Origin of the sequence: Massilia orientalis, assembly GCF_030411975.2 — a bacterium.
In the GTDB taxonomy this organism is placed as follows: Bacteria; Pseudomonadota; Gammaproteobacteria; order Burkholderiales; family Burkholderiaceae_D; genus Telluria; species Telluria orientalis.
Genome location: NZ_JASNRB020000008.1, coordinates 180,497 through 201,895, shown reverse-complemented (window position 1 = coordinate 201,895; position 21,399 = coordinate 180,497). Strand labels below are relative to the sequence as shown.

The following is a 21,399-nucleotide window of genomic DNA, read 5'->3' as shown; positions in this document are numbered from 1 at the left end:
ATGTTTTGTTGTCAAAAATACGCACCGATTTGACGAAACGGGTAAGATGCCTACGACGTAGTGCCGAGGTGGTGCTGCCAGCATAAGGATGAGCAAGTGAAGTCCAGTAGCCCGGTACCGATGGCAGCGCCGCAGCGGGTCGACCTGCAGAACTGTGCGGACGAACCGATCCATATCCCCGGCTTCATCCAGCCGCATGGCGCCCTGCTCTTCCTGTCGGACGCCGGGCTCGTCGAAGGCTGGAGCACCAACATCGCCACCGTCCTGGACAACGAGCCCGCACTGGGACAACCCTTCGGCACGCTCGGGCTGCCGGAGGCGGTGACTGAACTCATCCAGGAATGCCTGGCCACGATGGAGGATGGCGACGCGCCGGCCACGGTGGCGGCCCTGTCCATCGGCGGGCGCGAATACGACTGCGTCGTGCACGGGCACGTGCAGCGCGTGCTCGTCGAATTCGAGACGCGCGAGGCCAGCATGGCGGAAGTGGCCCAGTTCGCGATCAAGGCGCACTCGTCGATCGACCGCCTGCGCCGCCAGCGCAGCATCGAGGGCCTGCTGGAGGCCACCGTACGCCAGATCCGCGAATTCACGGGCTTCGACCGCGTGATGGCCTACCGCTTCCGCAGCGACGATTCGGGCGATGTGGTGGCCGAGGCACGCCGCGACGACCTCGTGCCCTACCTCGGCCAGCGCTACCCGGCCGGCGACATCCCGCCGCAGGCGCGCCGTCTGTACGTGCTGAACACCCTGCGCATGATCGCCGACGTCGGCTACCACGCCGTGCCGCTGCTCGGCGCGGAAGGCAGCGCGCCGCTCGACATGAGCTTCGCCGTGCTGCGCAGCGTGTCGCCGGTCCACGTGGAGTATCTGCAGAACATGGGCGTGGGCGCGTCGATGAGCGTGTCGATCGTCATTCACGGCCGCCTGTGGGGCCTGATCGCGTGCCACCACATGGCGCCGAAGCGCGTGCCCTACTCCGTCCGGATGGCGGCCGACGTGCTCGCGCAGGTGATCGCCTCGACGGTGCAGGGCATCGAGGCGCGCGAGGACGCGGAACTGGTCGAGCATGCGGCCAAGGTGCGCACGAGCCTCGTCGAATCGCTGCTGCTGGAAGACGACCCGCTCGAAGCCCTCGTCGAGCATGGCGACGGCCTGCTGGAATCCACGCATGCGCAGGCGCTCGTCGTGAGCCAGTACGGGCGCGTCGTGTGCCGCGGCGTCGACCAGGCGCTGGGCGACGCCATCGTCGCGTCGCTGCCGGCCGAGCCGCACGACATCGTCACCCGGACATCCGTGAAGGAGTGGCCGGACGCGATCCAGGCCCGGCTCGGCAAATGGGTCGGCATGCTGGGCCTGCCCTTCGACCCGCCCAGCGGCGGCTGGTGCGTGCTGCTGCGCACGGAACAGATCGAGGAAGTGGCCTGGGGCGGCAAGCCGGACAAGACCCAGGCCGGCCCGCTGGGCGAGCGCCTGACGCCGCGCGGTTCGTTCGAGGCCTGGCACGAGACGGTGCGCGGCCTCGCCCACCCGTGGGAAGACGGCATCCTCACGCATGCGCGCATGATGCTGGGCGAACTGGCGCGCGTGTCGAACGCGCGCCGCGCCCAGACCGAATCCACGCGCGCGCAACTGCTCGCCATGCTGGGCCACGACCTGCGCGACCCGCTCAACTCGATCAACATGGCCGGCATGGTCCTCGAGCGCACGGATGGCGTCGGCAACAAGGGCACCCTGGGCAAGCGCATCCAGTCGTCCAGCAACCGCATGCAGCGCATGATCGGCCAGGTGCTGGACATGAGCCGCATCGACCGCGGCCTCTCGCTCGGCATCGACCTCCAGCCCGTCGACCTCGCGGCCCTCCTCGAGGACATGGTCGAGGAAGCACGCCTCGCCTATCCGACCATCGTCTACGATTTGCACACCGTCGGGCCGGCGTTCGTGCTGGCGGATGGCGGCCGGCTCGGCCAGGTGGTGTCGAACCTGCTGTCCAACGCCCGCCACCACGGCGAGCCGAACCAGCCGATCACCATCCGCCTCGTGCCGCGGGACGGTCCCGATCTTGGCCTTGCTGTGCTGGAAATCGCGAACGCGGGCGCGCCGATCCCGGCGGAGACGGAGGCCGCGCTGTTCAACCCGTTCAAGCGCAGCTCGCTGAACAATCCGCGCAACCGCACGGGCATGGGGCTCGGCCTGTACATCGCCCAGCAGATCGTGCGCGAGCACGAGGGCGAGATCGACTATCGGCACGAGAATGGCAAGGTGATCTTCGCCGTCCGCCTGCCGCTGGCACCGAACGCACACTGACACCGCCGGGGCCGGCATGCTAGTCTAGCAACATGGAGACGATCGCCCCCCGCATGCACCTCATCACCGTCATTGAAATCGTTGCGATCCTGGTGGGCGCGTTCTCGGGATTCATCGAGGCGCGGAGAAAGCGCATGGACGTGGTGGGGGTGTTCACGGTGGCCTTCATCGCCGCATTCGGCGGCGGCACCCTGCGCGACATCCTGCTCGATAAACGGCCGCTGTTCTGGGTGATCCACCAGGAGTACGCGATCCTGATCTTCGTGCTGGCCCTCGTCGCGACGCCGCTGATCCGCACGCTGCGCCAGATCGTGTCGGAACGGCTGATCGTCATCGCCGACGCGGTCGGCCTGGGGCTGTTTTCGGTGGCGGGCGTGTCGTCCGCGCTGGACGCGCACATGCCGCTGTTCATCGCCTCGATGATGGGCGTGATCACGGGGATCTTCGGCGGCGTGATGCGCGACATCGTCTGCAACGAAGTGCCGATGGTGTTCAGGGACGGCAAGCCCTACGCGATCTGCGCGTTCCTCGGCAACTGGATGTTCCTGCTGCTGGGGATGAACGGCTTTCCGCACGATTTCGCGCTGTGGTCCAGCGCGATGTTCATCGTCGTGTTCCGGCTGGTGGCGTGGAGGTTCGATGTGCGGGTGGGGCGCTAGTGCGTCATTCCCGCGCAGGCGGGAATCCATGCGGAGCCTCAGAATACGGCCAACGCTGCATGACTGCATCGATTGCCGGAGCTTCAGTATGGGTCCCCGCCTTCGCGGGGACGACGTTATACGGCGTCCGGCCCCGTCTCGCCCGTACGGATACGAATCACCTGCTCCACTTCCTGCACGAAGATCTTGCCGTCGCCGATCTTGCCGGTCCGCGCCGCCTTGATGATCGCATCCACGACCTGCTCGGTCAGCGCATCGTCGACCACCACTTCGATCTTCACCTTGGGCAGGAAATCGACCACGTATTCGGCGCCGCGGTACAGTTCCGTGTGGCCCTTCTGGCGGCCGAAGCCCTTCACTTCCGTGACGGTCAGGCCGGTGACGTTCACTTCGGCCAGCGCTTCGCGCACTTCGTCCAGTTTGAACGGCTTGATCACGCAGGTAATCTGTTTCATCTTCATCTCCTAAGAATTTCCCGGGATTATCGCATGGCGCCCGTCAGTCCGGAATCCTCGCCAGCTGGTCCATCCACACGGTCGCTTCCGAGTCGCTCGGCGCGCGCCAGTCGCCGCGCGGGGACAGCGAGCCGCCGTTGCCGACCTTCGGCCCGTTCGGCACGCATGAGCGCTTGAACTGGCTCGTCTTGAAGAAGCGCCACAGGAAGATGCCGAGGTTTTTCTTGATCGCCGCGAGGTCGTACTGGTTGCGCGCCGGGTTACCGCCCTCCGGCCACGGGCCCATCGTCCGGTCGCGCCACGCGCTCCACGACAGGAACGCCACTTTCGCCGGCCCGAAGCCGTAGCGCAAGGTGTAGTACAGGTTGAAGTCCTGCAGCTCGTACGGCCCGATGAAATCTTCCGTCACCTGCGCCGGCTTGTTCGCCTCCCCCACCTTGCCCGGGACCAGCTCCGGCGAGATTTCCGTCTCCAGCACGTTGATCAGGACGTCGGAGCCCGTGTCGCCGATCTGCCTCGTGTCCGCGACCCAGCGCACGAGGTGGGAAATGAGCGTCTTCGGCACGCTCGCGTTGACGTTGTAGTGCGACATGTGGTCGCCCACGCCATACGTGCACCAGCCCAGCGCCAGTTCGGACAAATCGCCCGTGCCGATCACGATCGCGTGGTGGTGGTTCGCGAGGCGGAACAGGTGGCTGGTGCGCTCGCCCGCCTGCACGTTCTCGAACGTCACGTCGTACTGCTCGGCGCCTTCCGCATACGGATGGCCGAGGTCCTTCAGCATCTGGATGCAGCTGGGGCGGATGTCGATCTCGTGCGCCGTGCAGCCGACGACGCGCATCAGTTCGCGCGCCTGGCGCAGCGTGCGCTCGCTCGTCGCGAAGCCCGGCATCGTGTACGCGAGGATGTTCGTGCGGGGGAGCCCCAGCTTGTCCAGCGCCTTGGCGCAGACAAGCAGCGCGTGCGTGGAGTCGAGGCCGCCGGAGATGCCGATGACGACCTTCTGGTGCCCGGACGACTGCAGCCGCTGCACGAGCGCCTGCACCTGGATGTTGTAGACCTCCGTGCAGCGCTCGTCGCGGCGGCGGCCGTCGGCCGGCACGTACGGGAAGCGCTCGACGAGGCGCGCCAGCGGCAGGTCTTTCTCGATCGGCAGCGGCACGGCGAAGGTCTGCACGCGGAATTTTTCGACTTCGTGCGCGTGGCGGCGCACGGATTGCGCGAACGTCGTCGTGTGCATGCGGTCGACCGACAGGCGTTCCAGGTCGACGTCGCCGAAGATGATGTGCGAATCGGCCAGGAAGCGCTCGGACTCGGCCAGCTTGTCGCCCTTTTCGTAGATCAGCGACTGGCCGTCCCACGCCATGTCCGTCGTCGATTCGCCGCGGCCCGCCGACGTGTACAGGTACGCGGCGAGGCAGCGCGCGGACTGCTGCGACACGAGCTGGTGCCGGTAGCCGCTCTTCCCGACGACGACGTTCGACGCCGACAGGTTCACCAGCACCGTCGCGCCGGCCAGCGCGGCGTACGAGGACGGCGGGACCGGCACCCACACGTCTTCGCAGATCTCGACGTGGAAGCGGAACAGCGGCTGGTTCTCGAGCTCGAAGATCTGTTCGGGACCGAACGGCACGTCCTGGCCCAGCAAGGTGATCCGGTCGACGGCCGCGTTGTCCGCGGGACTGAACTGCCGACTTTCATAAAATTCGCCATAATTGGGCAGGTAGCTTTTCGGGACCACACCCAGGATGCGGCCACCGGCGACGACCACGGCACAGTTGAACAGCACGTGGTTGACGCGCAGCGGCGCGCCGACGACGACGGCCAGCGGGAGCGTGCTAGAGGCCGCGACCACCTCGGCCAGCGCGTCCAGCACGGCGTCGAGCAGCGCGCGCTGGTGGAACAGATCGTCGCACGTGTAGGCCGACAGCCCCAGTTCGGGGAAGGCGGCCAGCACGGCGCCATGCTCGGCGGCTTCACGCGCAAGGCGGATCGTTTCCTGCGCATTGAATGCGGGGTCCGCCACCTTGCAGCGCGGGCTGGCGACGGCGACGCGCGCGAAATCATGGGAGTACAGGTTGAAGAATCGCTTATCCATAGGTCTCAACAGCTCACGGAAGTCATCTTGAATTATCGCACGCATATCGTTTCTTCTCTGTCCGAGATCGGGCAGGCGGACTGGGATACCCTCGTGGCCCAGCAGCAGGCCCCGAACCCCTTCCTGTCCTTTGCCTTCCTGCACGCCCTGCACGAATCCGGCAGCGCCACGCCGGAGACGGGCTGGCAGCCGCAATACATCGCCCTGTATGACAAGGATGAGCGCCTGGCCGCCGCCCTGCCCCTGTACGTGAAAGGCCATTCGTACGGCGAATACGTGTTCGACTGGGCCTGGGCCAACGCCTACCAGGAGCATGGGCTCGACTATTACCCGAAGCTGCTGTCCGCGATCCCGTTCACGCCCGTCAGCGGCCCGCGCCTGCTCGCGCGCGACGCGGACGCGCGGGCGGCGCTCGTCGACGTGCTCGTGAAAACGCAAAAGGCGACGGAGGTCTCGTCCACGCACGTGCTGTTCCCGCCGGACGAGCAGGCGAAGCAGCTCGCCGATGCCGGCTTCCTGCTGCGCAGCGGCGTGCAGTTCCACTGGATGAATGCGGGCTACGCCACGTTCGACGAGTTCCTCGCGACGCTCGAGCAAAAGAAGCGCAAGAACATCCGCGCCGAGCGGAGAAAAGTGCGCGAGGCGGGCGTGACGTTGCGCCGCGTGCGCGGTCCGGACATCACCGACGAGGAATGGCGTTTCTTCGCGCGCTGCTACCGCAACACCTACTCGGAACACTTCTCGAAGCCCTATCTGAACCTGGACTTCTTCCGCCGCATCGGCAAGACGATGCAGGACAACCTGCTGCTCGTGATCGCGGAGCGGGACGGCCACCCGATCGCGGCGTCGCTCGTCGTGCACGACAAGACCACCTTGTACGGCCGCTACTGGGGGGCGCTGGAACACGTGCCCTGCCTGCACTTCGAGACGGCCTATTACCAGCCGCTGGAATTCTGCATCGAACAGGGCATCCTGGTGTTCGAAGGCGGCGCGCAGGGCGAGCACAAGATGGCGCGCGGGTTCCTGCCGACGCGGACGTGGTCCGCGCACTGGCTCGCCCATCCATCGTTCCTTGACGCCGTCGCGCGCTTCCTGGAACGGGAGGCCGGCGGCATCGACGATTACATCGATGAACTCAACGACCGGAATCCGTTCCGTACAGGATCGTGACGGCCGCGACGAGACCGCCCTTGTTCATGCGAGCTCCGCGACGAGTCGGCCCAGCGTACGCAGCGCGTCCTCGGTCGCCTGGGTCCACGGGTAGCTGTAGTTGAGGCGGATGCAGTGCGTCCAGCTGCCGCGCGCCGAAAACATGTGGCCGGGGCCGACGGTGATCCCGTGCTCGAGGGCGCGAGCGTACAGCCGCATCGCATCGACGCCGCCCGCCAGTTCCACCCACAGCACGTAGCCGCCCTGCGGTTCCGAGACGCGGGTGCCGGCCGGGAAGAAGCGCAGCACGGCGGCCGCCATCATCCGCGCGCGCTGCGCATATCCCTTGCGCACCTGGCGCAGGTGGCGGTCGAAGCCGTCGTGCTGCAGGTAGTCCGCGATCGCCAGCTGCGGCAGCGACGGCGTGCTGAGCGTATTCAGGAATTTCAGCTTTTCCACCTGGGCCGCGTAGCGTCCCGCCAGCGCCCAGCCGATGCGGTAGTTCGACGTCAGGCTCTTCGAGAACGACGCGCAGTGCAGCACGAGGCCGCGCGTGTCCCATGTCTTGAGGGGGCACGGGTGGCTGTCGCCGTAATACAGCTCATCGTAGACGCAGTTCTCGATCGCGGGGATGCCGTGCTCCGCGAGCAGCGCCACGAGTTCGCGCTTGCGCCCGTCCGGCATGAGGAAGCCGAGGGGATTCTGGAAGTTCGGCATCACCATCACCGCGGCCACGCGCTGGCTGGCCAGGATCGTGCGCAGCGCGTCGACATCGATACCGGTGCGCCGGTCGGTCGGCACCTCGAGCGCGCGCATGCCCATGCGCTCGATCGCGTGCAGCATCGCGTAGAACGTCGGCGACTCGACGGCGATGGTATCGCCCGGCCTGGCGACGGCCTGCAGGCACAGGTTGATGGCCTCGGTGGCGCCGACGGTGACGATGATCTCGGCCGGATCGACGGCGACCCCGTGTTCCATGTAGCGGCGCGCGATCTGGCGGATCAGTTGCGGATTCCCCGGCGGCAGGTCGTCCAGCACGCTGACGGGGCGGCTGCGCGCGATCGCGTTGGCGTACCGGCTGATGCGCGCCGCCGGGAAGGCGGCCGGATCCGGGTACGGCGAACCGAGCGGCGCCGCGCCCTGCGTGCGGATCGTGCGCAACGTGGACAGCACGAGCCGGCTCACGTCCACTTCCGACGACAGCGTCAGGGCGGGCGCCGGCTCGGCGGCACGAGGCGAGACGCGCGGCCGGGCGCGCACGAAGAAGCCGGATTGCGGCCGGCTCTCGATGACGCCCCGGCTCTCCAGCAGCGAGTACGCGCGCAGCACCGTGCTGATGCTCAGCTTGCGGCGCTGGCTGGCCTGGCGCACGGAGGGCAGCCGTTCCCCTTCCAGCAGCACGCCGCGCGCGACCTGGCCTTCAACTTCGGCGGCGAGGGACTCGTAGAGCTTCATGCGGACGAGTATAGCGCAGCGGTACAGTTGCAGCAGCGGGGGGCCAACTGTACTCCTTCCGCAGCTGCGCAACTGTATCTGCACAGTGCAAGGCTCATCCATGACACTGTTGCCATCGCAAATGGAGAGGCAAGCATGGCCGAGAACGACACCGGAGGGCGCATCGCCCCGTATCCCAATCCCGCCGGCGGCTGGGGCGCGCTGAAATACGTGGCGCTGAACCTGGTCCGCGAACGCGTGGGCAGGAACAGCATCGGGACGCTGCTCGCGCAGAACCAGCCGGACGGCTTCGACTGCCCCGGCTGCGCGTGGCCCGACCGCGTCCATACGTCGACGTTCGAATTCTGCGAGAACGGCGTCAAGGCCGTGGCGGCGGAGGCGACGAGCAAGCGCGTCCCGCCCGAGTTCTTCGCACGGCACACGGTGACGGAACTGATGGCGCAAAGCGACTTCGAACTGGAACAGCACGGCCGCCTGACGGACCCGATGGTGTACGACCGCGCCACCGACAAATACACGCCCATCGCGTGGGACGACGCGTTCGCCCTGATCGCACGCCACCTGAACGCACTGGACGATCCCGACCGCGCCGCGTTCTACACGTCCGGCCGCGCCAGCAACGAAGCCGCGTTCCTGTACCAGCTGTTCGCGCGCATGGTCGGCACCAACAACTTCCCCGACTGTTCCAACATGTGCCACGAGGCGACGAGCCGCGGCCTGCCCGGCACGGTGGGTATCGGCAAGGGCACCGTCACGCTGGACGATTTCGACGAGGCCGACGCCATCCTGATCTTCGGCCAGAACCCGGCCACGAACCATCCGCGCATGATGGGCCTCTTGCGCGAGTGCGCGAAACGGGGCGCCGCCATCGTGTCGATCAACCCGCTGAAGGAGCGCGGCCTGGAACGCTTCCAGGATCCGCAAAGCCCGGCCGAGATGCTCACCAATGCCAGCACGCCGATCAGCTCCATGTTCGTGCGCCCGCGCGTGTCCGGCGACCTGGCCCTCATCAAGGCCGTGGCCAAGCGCGTGCTGGAACTGGACGACGACGCCCAGGCCGGCGGCGCCCCGCGCGTGCTCGACACGGCGTTCATCGATGCCCACACGACCGGCTTCGCCGCGTTCGCGGCCGACCTGCGCGCCGAGGACTGGGGCATGCTGCTGGTGGAATCGGGCGTGCCGCGCGCCGACATCGAACGCCTGGCGCGGCTGTACGCGAGCGCCGACCGCGTGATCGCGTGCTGGGGCATGGGCCTGACCCAGCACAAGCAATCGGTGGCGGCCGTGCAGATGCTGTCGAACCTGATGATGATGCGCGGGCAGATCGGCCGCCGCGGCGCCGGCCTGTGCCCCGTGCGCGGCCACTCGAACGTGCAGGGCGACCGCACGGTCGGCATCGAGGAACGCCCCACGCCCGCCTTCCTCGACCGCCTGGGCCAGGTGTTCGACTTCGCGCCGCCGCGCCACCACGGGCTCGACGTCGTGGCCACGATCCGCGGCATGGTGGACGGCCGCGTGAACGTGTTCGTCGGCCTGGGCGGCAACTTCGCGGCCGCCACGCCCGACACCCCGCTCACGTGGGCCGGCCTGCGCCAGTGCGCGCTGACGGTGCAGGTGTCGACGAAGCTGAACCGCAGCCACCTCGTGCACGGCCGCGACGCGCTGATCCTGCCCACGCTGGGCCGCACGGAGATCGACCTGCAGGACGGCGTCGCGCAGGGCGTGACGGTGGAAGACTCGATGAGCATGGTGCACATCTCGTACGGCATCAACCGCCCCGCGTCGCCCAACCTGCTGTCCGAAATCGCCATCGTCGCGCGCATGGCCCACGCCACGCTGGGAAGCGGCAAGGTGGACTGGCTGGCGCGCGCCGCGAACTATGCGCTGATCCGCGACGACATCGAGAAGGTGTTCGACGACTTCTACGACTACAACGCGCGCGTGGCCAGGCCGGGCGGCTTCCACCTGCGCGTGGCGTCGCGCGAGCGCACGTGGGCGACGCCGAGTGCGCGGGCGCAGTTCGTCGTCAACGCGATCGACCGCGACACGGCGATCCACCGCGCCCGCGCCATCCACGGCGAGCGCCTGCTGACCATGATGACGACCCGCTCGCACGACCAGTACAACACGACCGTCTACGGCCTGGACGACCGCTACCGCGGCGTGTTCGGCATGCGTCGCGTCGTGTTCATCCATCGCGACGATCTTGCGATGCTCGGCCTGAAGGCGGGCGACAAGGTCGACATCACGAGCGTGTGGGACGACGGCATCGAACGCCGCGCGGACGGCTTCCTGCTCGTCGAATACGACATCCCGCGCGGCTGCGTCGGCGCCTACTATCCGGAGACGAATCCGCTCGTCCCGCTGGACAGCGTGGCCGTGGGCGCGGGCACGCCGACATCGAAGTCCATTCCGGTGCTGCTGCACCCTGCGGGCCAGGATCTCGTCAAGGCTGCGAACACCTGAACCGTCATTCCCGCGCAGGCGGGAATCCAAGTTCTGCTTGCACCTCGGCAGCGCGTACAACTTGGGCCCCCGCCTGCGCGGGGACGACATTCTTAATGCTGCTGACTGGCGTTCCTGGCGCGGCGAGGCGTCCCAGCGCGGCGGAAATGCCCGCTGCCGGCAACGTATAGCGCGCATACGGCACCCCGCGGTTGGGCGGCAGGTCGTGCTCGCGCACGAAGCCGATCGACTCGTACAACCGCAACGCGGTCGCCATGATGGGACTCGTGTGCAACCCGACGGCCGGCGCCCCCGCACGCTGCGCCCGTTCGAGCGTGGCCGCGACGAGCGCGCGGCCGATGCCGCCGCCGCGCGCCGCCGGGTCGACGACCAGCATACGGATCACCGACCAGTCGTCCGGAAAGATCGCGCTGCGCGGCCGTCCCGGCCCCACGTGCACGACGGCCCCCGCGACAACGCCGCCACGCTCCGCCACGAGCAGGTCGCCGTCCGCGGCCAGGTCGGCCATCCGGGCTATGCCCGCGCTGAACGTGGGCCAGTCCTCGTAATCGCCCGCATACTGCGCGAACGCGGCCAGCGCGACGGCGTTGACGGCGGCGCGGTCGGCCTCGACGTAGTCACGGATCATGCCGCCTTCCCCATGTCGCCGTTATGCCACCACAGCTTCGGATTGTTGTCGGCCAGGTCGCGCAGCAGGTCCCACACGACTTTCACGCGGCGCAGCCGGTACAGGTCCGTCGGCGCCGCGAGCCAGAACGAGCGCTCGGCATAAAAGCCCGGCAGCACGGGCACGAGGCGGCCGTCGTCCGGCACGGCGTACGGCGGCGCCATCATGAGGCCCATGCCCAGCGACGCGGCCTCGATCTGGGCCGTCATGCCCGAGCAGCACAGCCGGCGGCGCGGCGTGAATCCGAGCTCGTTCAGGTACGACAGCTCGCGGCTCGCGAGGCGGTCCTGCACATAGTCGACGAAGTCGTGGCGTTCCAGGTCCGCGTGCGTGCGGATCGGCGGGTGCTTCGCCAGGTAGGTCGGCGCCGCGTACAAATAAAATCGGAAGGAGGCGAGCCGCGTGACCATGTAGCGCCCCGTCGACGGCGGGTCGAGCATGACGCCGAGGTCGGCCTCGCGGTTGGCGAGGTTGGCGAAGCGCGGCAGCGCCAGCAGGTCGATCGACAGGTCGGGGTGATCTTCGAACAGCTTCACGAGCAACGGCGCGACGACACGCGTGCCGAACACCTCCGGCACGCCCAGCCGCACGACGCCGGCCGCCGCCACCTCCGCGCCGCCCAGCTGCTCGGTGGCCGCGAGCGCCGCGCCCTCCATCGCCTCGGCGTGCGGCAGCAGGGCCTGGCCCATCTCCGTCAGCTCGTAGCCCTCGCGCGACCGGTCGAACAGGGTCGTGCCCAGCTGCTGCTCGAGGCGGTCGATGCGGCGCGCCACCGTCGTGTGCTCCACGTCCAGGCGGCGCGACGCCCCGGACAGGGTGCCGGCGCGCGCCAGCTCCAGGAAAAACCGCAAGTCCGTCCATTCCGGCAGGCTGTGCATGTCTGTCTCCCCGTTCCCCGATCCGTCACGCATGGGATCGCCATTCGCTGCGGCTTTTTCGGGAACCGTTGTTTGATATCAAGGTGACATATTGTGCACCAGTGCACATTGCCGCTGCAACGTTTTCGGAACAGCGCTTGTGTATGCACAGCAAACCCGCTTTCCGGACGTTGCGACACGCCGCGCCCTCTGGCGCCGCCCCTCGCGGGACGTCCCGCGGCGTTGTGCATAAATGCACACCCTGTGGGCGCGGCGTTGTCTTTTCAGCCAAATTCATCCGAGGCACACTGTGATGCATGCGAAGACTGAACGCATGACACCACAACAAAATCAGGAGACCTCAATGCGTCTTAGCAAGAAAAAACAGCAGCTGATCCAGCGCTCGGCTGCCGCCCTGCTCGTCTTGTCCGGCGGTGCCGCCGGCGCCGCGCACGCCCAGGAGTCGGGTGCCGCCAGCGGTGCCGCCGGCAGTGTCGTCACTGCACCGGAAGGCACGATCGAGAAAGTCGTCGTCACCGCACGCCGGCGCGAGGAAACGCTGCAGGATGTCCCGGTGTCCGTCACTGCGTTCAGCGCCGACCAGCTCTCCAAGCAGGCCGTCCCGGACGTCGTCGCCCTGGCGACGGCGCTGCCGAACACCACCCTGAAGGCGTCGCGCGCCACCAACTCGACCCTCACCGCGTTCATCCGGGGCGTGGGCCAGGCCGACCCGCTGGCCGGCTTCGAATCCGGCGTCGGCATCTACCTGGACGACGTGTATCTCGCCCGTCCGCAGGGCGCCGTGGCCGACATCTACGACGTCGAGCGCATCGAGGTGCTGCGCGGCCCGCAGGGCACGCTGTACGGCCGCAACACCATCGGCGGCGCCGTCAAGTACGTCACCCGCAAGCTGGCCCCGCGGACGGACGTGCGCCTGCGCGGCACCCTGGGCAACTACCAGGAACGCGACGCGGTCATCACGGCCAGCACGCCCGTCAACGAGCAGCTGCGCGTGGGCGGCACGGTCGCACGATTCAAGCACGGCGGCTACGGCACGAACCTGTTCGACGGCTCGCCGAACTACGACAAGGACCTGAAGGCCGCACGCCTGTCGGCCGAATGGACGCCGACACAAGACCTGTTCATCCGCCTCGCGGGCGACATCACGCAGGACGACTCGCATCCGAAGAACGGCCACCGCCTCATCGCCGGCCGCACGAGCGGCGCGCCGATCCTGTCGAACGTGTACGACTCGAATGCGGAGATGCTGACGGCCCTCGGCCACAAGCAGTCGGTGCGCCAGCACGGCGTCGCCGCCACCGTCGAGTGGAACGTGTCGCCCGAGCTGACGTTCAAGTCGATCACCGCGCAGCGCCAGGACAAATCGTGGGCGCCGATCGACTTCGATTCGCTGCCCGTCATCGACATGGAAGTGCCGGCGCTGTACACGAACCGCCAGTTCAGCCAGGAGTTCAACCTGACCTACACCGGTCCGAAGATCCAGGGCACGGCAGGCGTCTACTACATCGACGCGAACGCCTACAACAAGTTCGACACGATCCTCGCGGGCGCCGTCCCGACCAGCACCTTCACGAGCGGCAGCATCGACACGAAGGCCTGGGCCGCATACGCCGACGGCAGCTACAACCTGACCGACGCGCTGCAGCTGTCGCTGGGCGGCCGCTACACGGTGGACAAGCGCGACGCCGACATCTACCGCCAGATCTACCTGGGCCTGAAAGGCACGCCGGAAATGGGCAACCCGGGCGCACTGCTGTTCCGCACCGACACCGACCTGCGCGACCTGTCGCGCGAGGACAAGAAGTTCACGCCGCGCATCGCCCTGAGCTGGAAGGCGACGCCGTCGCAGAACGTGTACGCGTCGTATTCGAAGGGCTTCAAGGGCGGCGGCTTCGATCCGCGCACGAACGTGGTCGGCACGAAGATCTCGCAGGCGCAGGCCCGGGCCGGCTACAAGCCCGAGACGATTGGCACCTATGAACTGGGCCTGAAATCCTCGTTCAACGGCGGCCGCATCACGACCAACACGGCCGTGTTCTACAGCGACTACAAGGACGTGCAGATCCCGGGCTCGGTGGCCATCGACACGAACGGCGACGGCAAGGACGACAGCTTCGCGGGCCTCACGACCAACGCGGGCAAGGCCAAGATCAAGGGCTTCGAATTCGAGGCCGTGGCCCACCTGACGAAGGAATTCTCGCTGTCCGGCATGTACAGCTACATCGACGCCAAGTACAACGAGTACATCGTGGCGGGCGTGAACGTGGCCGACCAGCGCCACTTCCAGAACACGCCGCGCAACTCGGCGAACCTGCGCGCCACCTACGAGGTGCCGATGCCGCTGGCGGGCTACGACGGCCGCCTGTCGCTGATCGGCAGCGCGTCGTACCGCGGCCAGACGTACCAGTTCGAGACACCGTCCGTCATCGACCAGGACGCGTACAAGCTGTACGACGCCAGCATCGTCTGGACGCGCGCCGACGGCAAGATCCGCGCCGGCCTGCACGGCAAGAACCTGTCTGACGTGCACTACAAGACGGCGGGCTATCTGTTCCCGACGTTGGGCAACGAAGGCACGCTGACGGCCTTCTACGGTGCGCCGCGCACCGTGCAGGGGACGATCGAGTACCGCTTCTGACCCGCCTCACCGCGTGGCCGGTTCGCCCGGCCACGCGCCCCACACCGGCATCCGCCGCACTACCGAACATCGAACGACAGGATATCGCCAGCGTGGCCAACTACACCTCCATCCGCTATACGAGCAACGACGGCCTCGCGCTGCATGCGCGGGACTACCCCGCGGACGCCGGCGCGACGGGGCGCCTGCCCGTGATCTGCATCCACGGACTGACGCGCAACGCCTCCGACTTCGACGAGTTCGCGCCGATCGTGGCCCGCCAGGGCCGGCGCGTGCTGGCGCTGGACGTGCGCGGCCGCGGCGAGTCGCAGCGCGATCCGAATCCCGACAACTACACGCCGAGCGTGTACGCTGGGGACGTCGCCCGGTTCATGGCGGACCTGCACATCCCGCGCGCCGTGTTCGTCGGCACGTCGATGGGCGGCCTGATCACGATGACCCTGGCCGCGAAGCACATCGACCTGATCGCCGCCGCGGTGATCAACGACATCGGCCCCGTGATCTCGGAAAAAGGCCTCGCGCGCATCGCAGGCTACACGGGCCGGACGGCCGCCGTGGATTCGTGGGCCGCCGCCGCCGGCTACGTCCGCGACATCAACGCGTGCGCCTTCCCGGACAACGTCGATGCCGACTGGGACAAATGGGCGCGCCGCGCCTTCGCCCCGGACGCCGCCGGCCGGCTGGCGCCACGCTACGACCCGAATATCGCGATCGCGCTGCAAACCGGTAAACTCAGGCCGACGTCGCTGCCGCTGCGGATGGCGTTCCGCAAGCTTACGCAGGAACGTCCCGTATTGCTCGTGCGCGGCACGCTGTCGGACCTGCTCGAAGAACGCCAGGCCGCGTGGATGCGGCGCGCGGCGCCAGACATGACCTGCGTCGAAGTCCCGAACGTGGGCCATGCGCCGATGCTGACGGAACCGGTCGCGCTGGACGCGATCCTCAAGTTCCTGGCGAACGTGCCCTAACAATCAAGGAGACGACATGAAACACATTAAACCCCTTCCCCTGGCCCTGTTCGCCGCCTTCGCCATGACGGCGACCGGCGCCGCGCTGGCCGCCCCCGACCTGAAAGTCGCCCTCATCGCCGGCAAGACGGGCCAGCTGGAATCCTATGCCAAGGAAACGGAGACCGGCTTCATGCTGGGCCTCGAATACCTCACGGGCGGCAAGATGGAAATCAACGGCCGCAAGCTGAAGGTCATCGTCAAGGACGACCAGGGCAAGCCCGACCTCTCGCGCACCCTGCTGGCGGAAGCCTATGGCGACGACAAGGCCGACATCGCCGTCGGCACGACGTCGTCCGGCGCCGCGCTCGCGATGCTGCCCGTCGCGAAGGAGTACAAGAAGGTGCTGATCGTCGAACCGGCCGTGGCCGACGAGATCACGGGCGCCAAGTGGAACAAGTACATCTTCCGCACCGCGCGCAATTCGATGCAGGACGCGCTGGCCGCCGCGTCGACGCTGAAGAACGGCAGCGTCGCGTTCCTCGCGCAGGATTACGCGTTCGGCCGCGACGCCATCAAGGCCGGCAAGGAAGCGTTGGCCGCCACGGGCAGCAAGGCGAACGTCGTGCACGAGGAATACGCGCCGGCCGCCGCGACGGACTTTACCGCGCCCACGCAGCGCCTGTTCGACGCGCTGAAGGACAAGCCGCAGCCGCGCGTGCTGGCGATCGTCTGGGCCGGTCCGAACCCGATGAACAAGATCGCGGACATGAAGCCGGAACGCTACGGCATCTCGCTGGCCCCGGGCGGCAACATCCTGCCCGTGATGAAGACCTGGAAGGCCTACGCCGGCACGGAAGGCACCATCAATTACTACTACGGCTTCCCGAAGAACAAGATGAACGACTGGCTCGTGGCCGAGCACACGAAGCGCTACAAGGCTCCGCCCGACATGTTCACGGCGGGCGGCATGGCGGCGGCGGCGGCCGTCGTCGCGGCGCTGCAGAAAGTCCCGTCCGGGAACGGCGACCAGATGGCGGCGGCGATGGAAGGCATGTCGTTCGAGACGCCGAAGGGGTTGATGACGTTCCGCAAGGAAGACCACCAGGCGCTGCAGCCGATGTACCATTTCCGCATCAAGAAGGACCAGAAGAACGAATGGGACCTGCTGGAACTGGTACGCGAAATCCCGGCCAGCGAGCTGCCGCTGCCCGTGCGGAACAAACGCTGACATGACCGCGCCTTCGCTCGCCACGCGCGATTTGACCATCCGCTTCGGCGGCCACGTGGCCGTCAACGCGGTGACGGCCGAGTTCTACCCGGGCACGCTGACCGTGATCGTGGGCCCGAACGGCGCCGGCAAGACGACGTACTTCAACCTCGTCTCGGGCCAGCTGCCGGCGACGTCCGGCAGCGTGTTCGTGGGCGGCCAGGACGTCACGCGGCTCGGCCCCGCGCGCCGCACGCGCCTGGGCGTGGGCCGCGCGTTCCAGCTGACGAACCTGTTCCCGCATTTGACGGTGCTGGAGAACGTGCGGCTGGCCGTGCAAAGCCGCGCCGGCATCGGCATGAGCATGCTGTCGCTGTGGTTCGGCCACAAGGAAGTCATCCAGCGCGCCGAACACTACCTCGAACGCGTATCGATGAGCGGCAAGCGCGCCTCCCTCGTCGGCACGCTGTCGCACGGCGACCAGCGCAAGCTGGAGGTGGCGATCCTGCTCGCGCTGGAACCTTCCATCCTGATGTTCGACGAACCCACGGCCGGCATGAGCGTGGACGAGGTGCCGGTCGTGCTCGACCTGATCCACCAGGTCAAGGCCGAGCGCAACCGGACCGTCCTGCTCGTCGAGCACAAGATGGACGTCGTGCGACAACTTGCCGACCGCATCGTCGTGCTGCACAACGGCACGCTGGTGGCGGACGGCCAGCCGGCCGAGGTGATGCAATCGAAAATCGTGCAGGAGGCCTATCTTGGCACCCCCGAACCCGCATGACACGCTGAGAACGACACTGCCCATGACCGAAGCCATCCTCACGCTGTCCGGCGTCCACACCCACATCGGCCAGTACCACATCCTGCAGGGCGTCGACCTCGTCGTCCCGCGCGGCGGCCTGGCCGTGCTGCTGGGCCGCAACGGCGCCGGCAAGACGACCACCTTGCGCACCATCATGGGCCTGTGGAAGGCCAGCCGCGGGACGATCACGTTCGACGGCCGCGACATCACGAAGCTTTCCACACCGGACATCGCCCGCGCCGGCATCGCCTACGTCCCGGAAAGCATGGCCGTGTTTTCCGAACTGACAGTGCGCGAGAACCTGTACCTCGCCGCCCGCAACGGCCCGCTGGACGCGGCGCGCGTGGACTGGATCTGCGGCTTCTTCCCCGCGCTGAAGAAGTTCTGGAACTACCCGGCGGGCAATCTGTCGGGCGGCCAGAAGCAGATGGTGGCCATCGCCCGCGCGATCGTCGAGCCGAAGAAGCTGCTGCTCGTGGACGAGCCGACCAAGGGCCTCGCCCCCGCCATCGTGCAAAGCCTGATGGCGGCGTTCCGCGACCTCAAGGACACGAGCACGACCATCCTGCTCGTCGAACAGAATTTCAACTTCGTGCGCACCCTGGGCGACAGCGTGAGCGTGATGGACGACGGCCGTGTCGTCCACGCTGGCCTGATGCACGACCTGGCGCACGACGACGCCCTGCAGCAGCGCCTGCTGGGCCTGTCGCTCGACTCCCATCAATGAATGAGACAACGATGAGTGCAACCCTCCCAATTGCCCAGGCGGATGCGCCGTTGCCGGCGGCACGGCGCGACATCGCCCCGCTGCTGCTCGTGCCGGCCGTCGTGCTGGCGGCGCTGCCGTTCATGAGCCTGCCGACCTGGATCACCCTGACGGTGGCCGGGCTCGCGATGGGCATGATGATCTTCATCATGGCCAGCGGCCTCACGCTGGTGTTCGGCCTGATGAGCGTGCTGAACTTCGGTCATGGCGCCTTCGTCTCCGTCGGCGCGTTCACCGCGACGTTCGTGCTGCTGCCGATGCGCGGCTGGCTCGAGATGGATTCCCTGCTCGCCAACCTTGGCGTGCTGGGCCTCGCGGTCCTGCTCGCGATGGTCGTGACGGCGCTGCTCGGCTGGGCCTTCGAACGGGTCGTCATCATGCCCGTCTACGGCCAGCATTTGAAGCAAATCCTGATCACGATGGGCGGCATGATCGTGTCCGAACAACTCATCAACGTGATCTGGGGTTCCGAACAGATTGCCCTGCCGCTGCCGGCCGCGTTGCGCGGTGCCGTGTTCCTGGGCGAGGCCGCCATCGAGAAATACCGGCTGCTGGCGGTCGTCGTCGGCCTCGTCGTGTTCGCCGCGATGTTCGTCACTCTGAACCGCACCAAGATCGGTTTGCTGATCCGTGCCGGCGTCGAGAATGGCGAGATGGTCGAGGCGCTGGGCTACCGCATTCGCCGCCTGTTCGTCGGCGTGTTCGCGGCCGGCTCCGCGCTGGCGGGCCTCGGCGGCGTCATGTGGGGCCTGTACAAGGAAACGCTCGTGGCGCACATGGGCAGCGAGATCATGGTGCTGACGTTCATCGTCATCATCATCGGCGGCCTGGGGTCCGTCGGCGGCTGCTTCATCGGCTCCCTGCTGATCGCGCTCGTCGCCAACTACGCCGGCTTCCTCGCGCCGAAGGTGGCGCTCGTCTCGAACATCGCGCTGATGATCGCCGTCCTCCTGTGGCGCCCGGCCGGCCTGTACTCGAAAGGACGTCATTGACATGCTGACCCAGCTTCTCTCCGGCGACCTGCCGCGCAGCCGCGCGTTGACCGCCCTCCTCGTCGTCATCCTGCTCGGCCTGCTGTTCGCGCCGTTCCTCTTTTCCGGCGCGCGCCCTTTGAACACGGCGGCCACGATCTGCGTCTACATCGTGCTCGTCGCGTCGTACGACCTGCTGCTCGGCTATACCGGCATCGTCTCGTTCGCCCACACGATGTTCTACGGCATCGGCGCGTACGGCGTCGGCATCGCGCTGGCGAGCGTGGACGAGCCGACGTGGAGCGCCATCGTCACGGGCATCGTCGCGGCGCTGGCGCTGACCGTCGTCCTGGCCTTCGTCATCGGCCTGTTCGCCCTGCGCGTGCGCGCCATCTTCTACGCGATGATCACCCTGGCCGTCGCGTCGTCGTTCTCCGTGCTCGCGTCGCAGCTGTCCGATTTCACCGGCGGCGAGGACGGCCGCACGTTCAGCGTGCCGGAAGTCCTGTCGCCAGGCTTCACGCTGATGGAGAACGAGGTGTTCGGGCGCAGCGTCGACGGCAAGCTGGTCACCTATTACGTCGTGTTCGCGGGCTGCCTCGTGCTGTTCCTGTTCCTGCTGCGGCTCGTGAACTCGCCATTCGGCCGCGTGCTGCAGGCGATCCGCGAGAACGAGTTCCGCGCCGAGGCGCTCGGCTACCGCACCGTCGTCTACCGCATCTGGGCCAACGTGCTGGGCGCCGTCGTCGCTGCGCTGGCCGGCGCGCTGATGGCGCTGTGGCTGCGCTACGTGGGGCCCAAGACGAGCCTCGGCTTCGAAGTGATGACGGACATCCTGCTCATCGTCGTCATCGGCGGCATGGGCACCATGTACGGCGCGGTCGTGGGCGCCACGCTGTTCATCCTCGCGCAGAACTATCTCAAGACCCTGATGGGCCAGGCCTCCGAGATGCTGTCCGGCGTCCCGCTGCTGGCCGCCGCGCTGCATCCGGACCGCTGGATGCTGTGGCTCGGCGTGCTGTTCATCCTCTCCATCTACTTCTTCCCGATCGGCATCGTCGGCAAGCTGCGGCTGCGCCGCTTCGCACGCTGATCTCATCCGCCGGAGGGCAGCCTTGCCCTCCGGTCCCGTCTCGCGGCCCGGCGCGGCCCGTCCATCGATACCCCGTTTTGTCCAGCCTGTTCGTTAGCTGAAAATCAAGGGTCGTTATCATCCGACTCATAAGATGGGCCCATGCATAGTTCATGAAAGGGCGTCCATGAAACCCGTAAGAACCTTGTTCGCGACAGCCGCGCTGTCGCTGGCCGCATTGGGCGCGACGACCGCGCGGGCTGCCGGGGTCGAAGTACTCAGCGAAGGATTCGACGACGTGGCGGGCCTCTCCGGATGGGCCCAGGTCAACCACAGCGTGCCCGCCGGCAGCGCCTGGTTCCAGGGCAATCCGGCGCTGTTCCCGGCCCAGTCGGGTGCGCCCGATGCCTACGCGGCCGCCAACTTCCTCAGCGCCGCGAACGGCAGCGGCAGCGTCGACAACTGGCTGATCACGCCGGTGCTCGCCCTGTCCGGCACCACGGTGCTGAGCTTTTACACGCGGCACGATGCGCTGCCCGGCTTCAACGACCTGCTCGAAGTGCGCTACGCGGCGGGTACGGGCACCGACATGGCAGACTTCACGACGCTGCTGACGACGATCGGCGGCACGGCCGGCTACCCGACGGACTGGCAGCAGTTTACGGCGACCATCACGAACAGCGGCAACGGCCGCTTCGCATTCCGCTACCTGGGACCGGCTGATACCCTGAACTATGTCGGCCTCGATACGGTCTCGGTAGTGACGGCGGTACCCGAGCCCGCGCACTGGATGATGCTGGCGCTGGGCCTGGGCATGATCACCCTGCTGCGCCGCCAGTCACGCCTTTGAACCGGA

The 21,399-nt window shown here is 67.4% G+C and carries 17 protein-coding genes; 12 read left to right on the top strand and 5 right to left on the bottom strand.

Annotated elements, in window-relative coordinates; all coding sequences use genetic code 11:
- Positions 1 to 120: 120 nt before the first annotated feature.
- Together QPK29_RS14810 and QPK29_RS14805 are read left to right on the top strand one after the other, a co-directional pair.
- Positions 121 to 2,307: an ATP-binding protein gene (locus QPK29_RS14810; protein ID WP_449820402.1), complete on the top strand. Its 2,187-nt coding sequence runs from the start codon at positions 121 to 123 to the stop codon at positions 2,305 to 2,307.
- 53 nt (positions 2,308 to 2,360) lie between these two features.
- Complete coding sequence (locus QPK29_RS14805; RefSeq protein WP_056127730.1) at positions 2,361 to 2,966, top strand: trimeric intracellular cation channel family protein; 606 nt, start codon at positions 2,361 to 2,363, stop codon at positions 2,964 to 2,966.
- A gap of 116 nt (positions 2,967 to 3,082) precedes the next feature.
- Here QPK29_RS14805 and QPK29_RS14800 read toward each other — a convergent pair whose 3' ends face one another.
- Together QPK29_RS14800 and QPK29_RS14795 are read right to left on the bottom strand one after the other, a co-directional pair.
- Complete coding sequence (locus tag QPK29_RS14800) at positions 3,083 to 3,421, bottom strand: P-II family nitrogen regulator (RefSeq protein ID WP_036236923.1); 339 nt, start codon at positions 3,419 to 3,421, stop codon at positions 3,083 to 3,085.
- A gap of 43 nt (positions 3,422 to 3,464) precedes the next feature.
- Positions 3,465 to 5,519 carry an NAD(+) synthase gene (locus tag QPK29_RS14795; protein WP_371769943.1) on the bottom strand — a complete coding sequence of 685 codons (2,055 nt, stop codon included), beginning with the start codon at positions 5,517 to 5,519 and terminating at the stop codon, positions 3,465 to 3,467.
- 27 nt (positions 5,520 to 5,546) lie between these two features.
- Here QPK29_RS14795 and QPK29_RS14790 point away from each other — a divergent pair, with 27 nt between their 5' ends.
- Positions 5,547 to 6,689 carry a GNAT family N-acetyltransferase gene (locus tag QPK29_RS14790; RefSeq protein WP_371769944.1) on the top strand — a complete coding sequence of 381 codons (1,143 nt, stop codon included), beginning with the start codon at positions 5,547 to 5,549 and terminating at the stop codon, positions 6,687 to 6,689.
- A 24-nt stretch (positions 6,690 to 6,713) separates the two neighbouring features.
- On the opposite strand, the gene QPK29_RS14785 is transcribed toward QPK29_RS14790, so the two are convergent.
- Positions 6,714 to 8,123, bottom strand: coding sequence for an aminotransferase-like domain-containing protein (locus QPK29_RS14785; RefSeq protein ID WP_371769945.1), 1,410 nt, complete (start codon positions 8,121 to 8,123; stop codon positions 6,714 to 6,716).
- Positions 8,124 to 8,258: 135 nt separating this feature from the next.
- On the opposite strand from QPK29_RS14785, the gene QPK29_RS14780 reads away from it, so the two are divergent.
- Positions 8,259 to 10,589 (top strand): FdhF/YdeP family oxidoreductase, encoded by a 2,331-nt coding sequence (locus tag QPK29_RS14780; RefSeq protein WP_371769946.1) that lies wholly within the window; start codon positions 8,259 to 8,261, stop codon positions 10,587 to 10,589.
- Between the two features lie 4 nt (positions 10,590 to 10,593).
- Here QPK29_RS14780 and QPK29_RS14775 read toward each other — a convergent pair whose 3' ends face one another.
- Both QPK29_RS14775 and QPK29_RS14770 read right to left on the bottom strand, forming a co-directional pair.
- Complete coding sequence (locus QPK29_RS14775; RefSeq protein ID WP_371769947.1) at positions 10,594 to 11,217, bottom strand: GNAT family N-acetyltransferase; 624 nt, start codon at positions 11,215 to 11,217, stop codon at positions 10,594 to 10,596.
- On the bottom strand, positions 11,214 to 12,134 hold the full coding sequence (locus QPK29_RS14770; protein WP_056127713.1) for a LysR family transcriptional regulator: 921 nt from the start codon (positions 12,132 to 12,134) through the stop codon (positions 11,214 to 11,216). Before QPK29_RS14770 ends, QPK29_RS14775 begins: the two co-directional genes overlap by 4 nt.
- Positions 12,135 to 12,477: 343 nt before the next feature.
- On the opposite strand from QPK29_RS14770, the gene QPK29_RS14765 reads away from it, so the two are divergent.
- From QPK29_RS14765 to QPK29_RS14730, 8 genes are all read left to right on the top strand, one after another.
- On the top strand, positions 12,478 to 14,772 hold the full coding sequence (locus QPK29_RS14765) for a TonB-dependent receptor (protein ID WP_371769948.1): 2,295 nt from the start codon (positions 12,478 to 12,480) through the stop codon (positions 14,770 to 14,772).
- A gap of 92 nt (positions 14,773 to 14,864) precedes the next feature.
- Positions 14,865 to 15,740 (top strand): alpha/beta fold hydrolase, encoded by an 876-nt coding sequence (locus tag QPK29_RS14760; RefSeq protein WP_056127708.1) that lies wholly within the window; start codon positions 14,865 to 14,867, stop codon positions 15,738 to 15,740.
- A gap of 16 nt (positions 15,741 to 15,756) precedes the next feature.
- Positions 15,757 to 16,950 (top strand): substrate-binding domain-containing protein, encoded by a 1,194-nt coding sequence (locus tag QPK29_RS14755; RefSeq protein ID WP_160408557.1) that lies wholly within the window; start codon positions 15,757 to 15,759, stop codon positions 16,948 to 16,950.
- A 1-nt stretch (position 16,951) separates the two neighbouring features.
- Entirely contained in the window at positions 16,952 to 17,713 is a 762-nt protein-coding gene (locus QPK29_RS14750; protein ID WP_160408555.1) for an ABC transporter ATP-binding protein, read from the top strand.
- A 22-nt stretch (positions 17,714 to 17,735) separates the two neighbouring features.
- Positions 17,736 to 18,461, top strand: coding sequence for an ABC transporter ATP-binding protein (locus QPK29_RS14745; RefSeq protein WP_371766253.1), 726 nt, complete (start codon positions 17,736 to 17,738; stop codon positions 18,459 to 18,461).
- 11 nt (positions 18,462 to 18,472) lie between these two features.
- Entirely contained in the window at positions 18,473 to 19,492 is a 1,020-nt protein-coding gene (locus tag QPK29_RS14740; RefSeq protein WP_056127696.1) for a branched-chain amino acid ABC transporter permease, read from the top strand.
- Between the two features lies 1 nt (position 19,493).
- The gene (locus QPK29_RS14735; RefSeq protein WP_056127692.1) at positions 19,494 to 20,564 is read left to right on the top strand and encodes a branched-chain amino acid ABC transporter permease; all 1,071 of its coding nucleotides are present in this window, start codon (positions 19,494 to 19,496) and stop codon (positions 20,562 to 20,564) included.
- A 166-nt stretch (positions 20,565 to 20,730) separates the two neighbouring features.
- On the top strand, positions 20,731 to 21,393 hold the full coding sequence (locus QPK29_RS14730; protein WP_162252930.1) for a choice-of-anchor J family PEP-CTERM protein: 663 nt from the start codon (positions 20,731 to 20,733) through the stop codon (positions 21,391 to 21,393).
- Positions 21,394 to 21,399 lie beyond the last annotated feature (6 nt).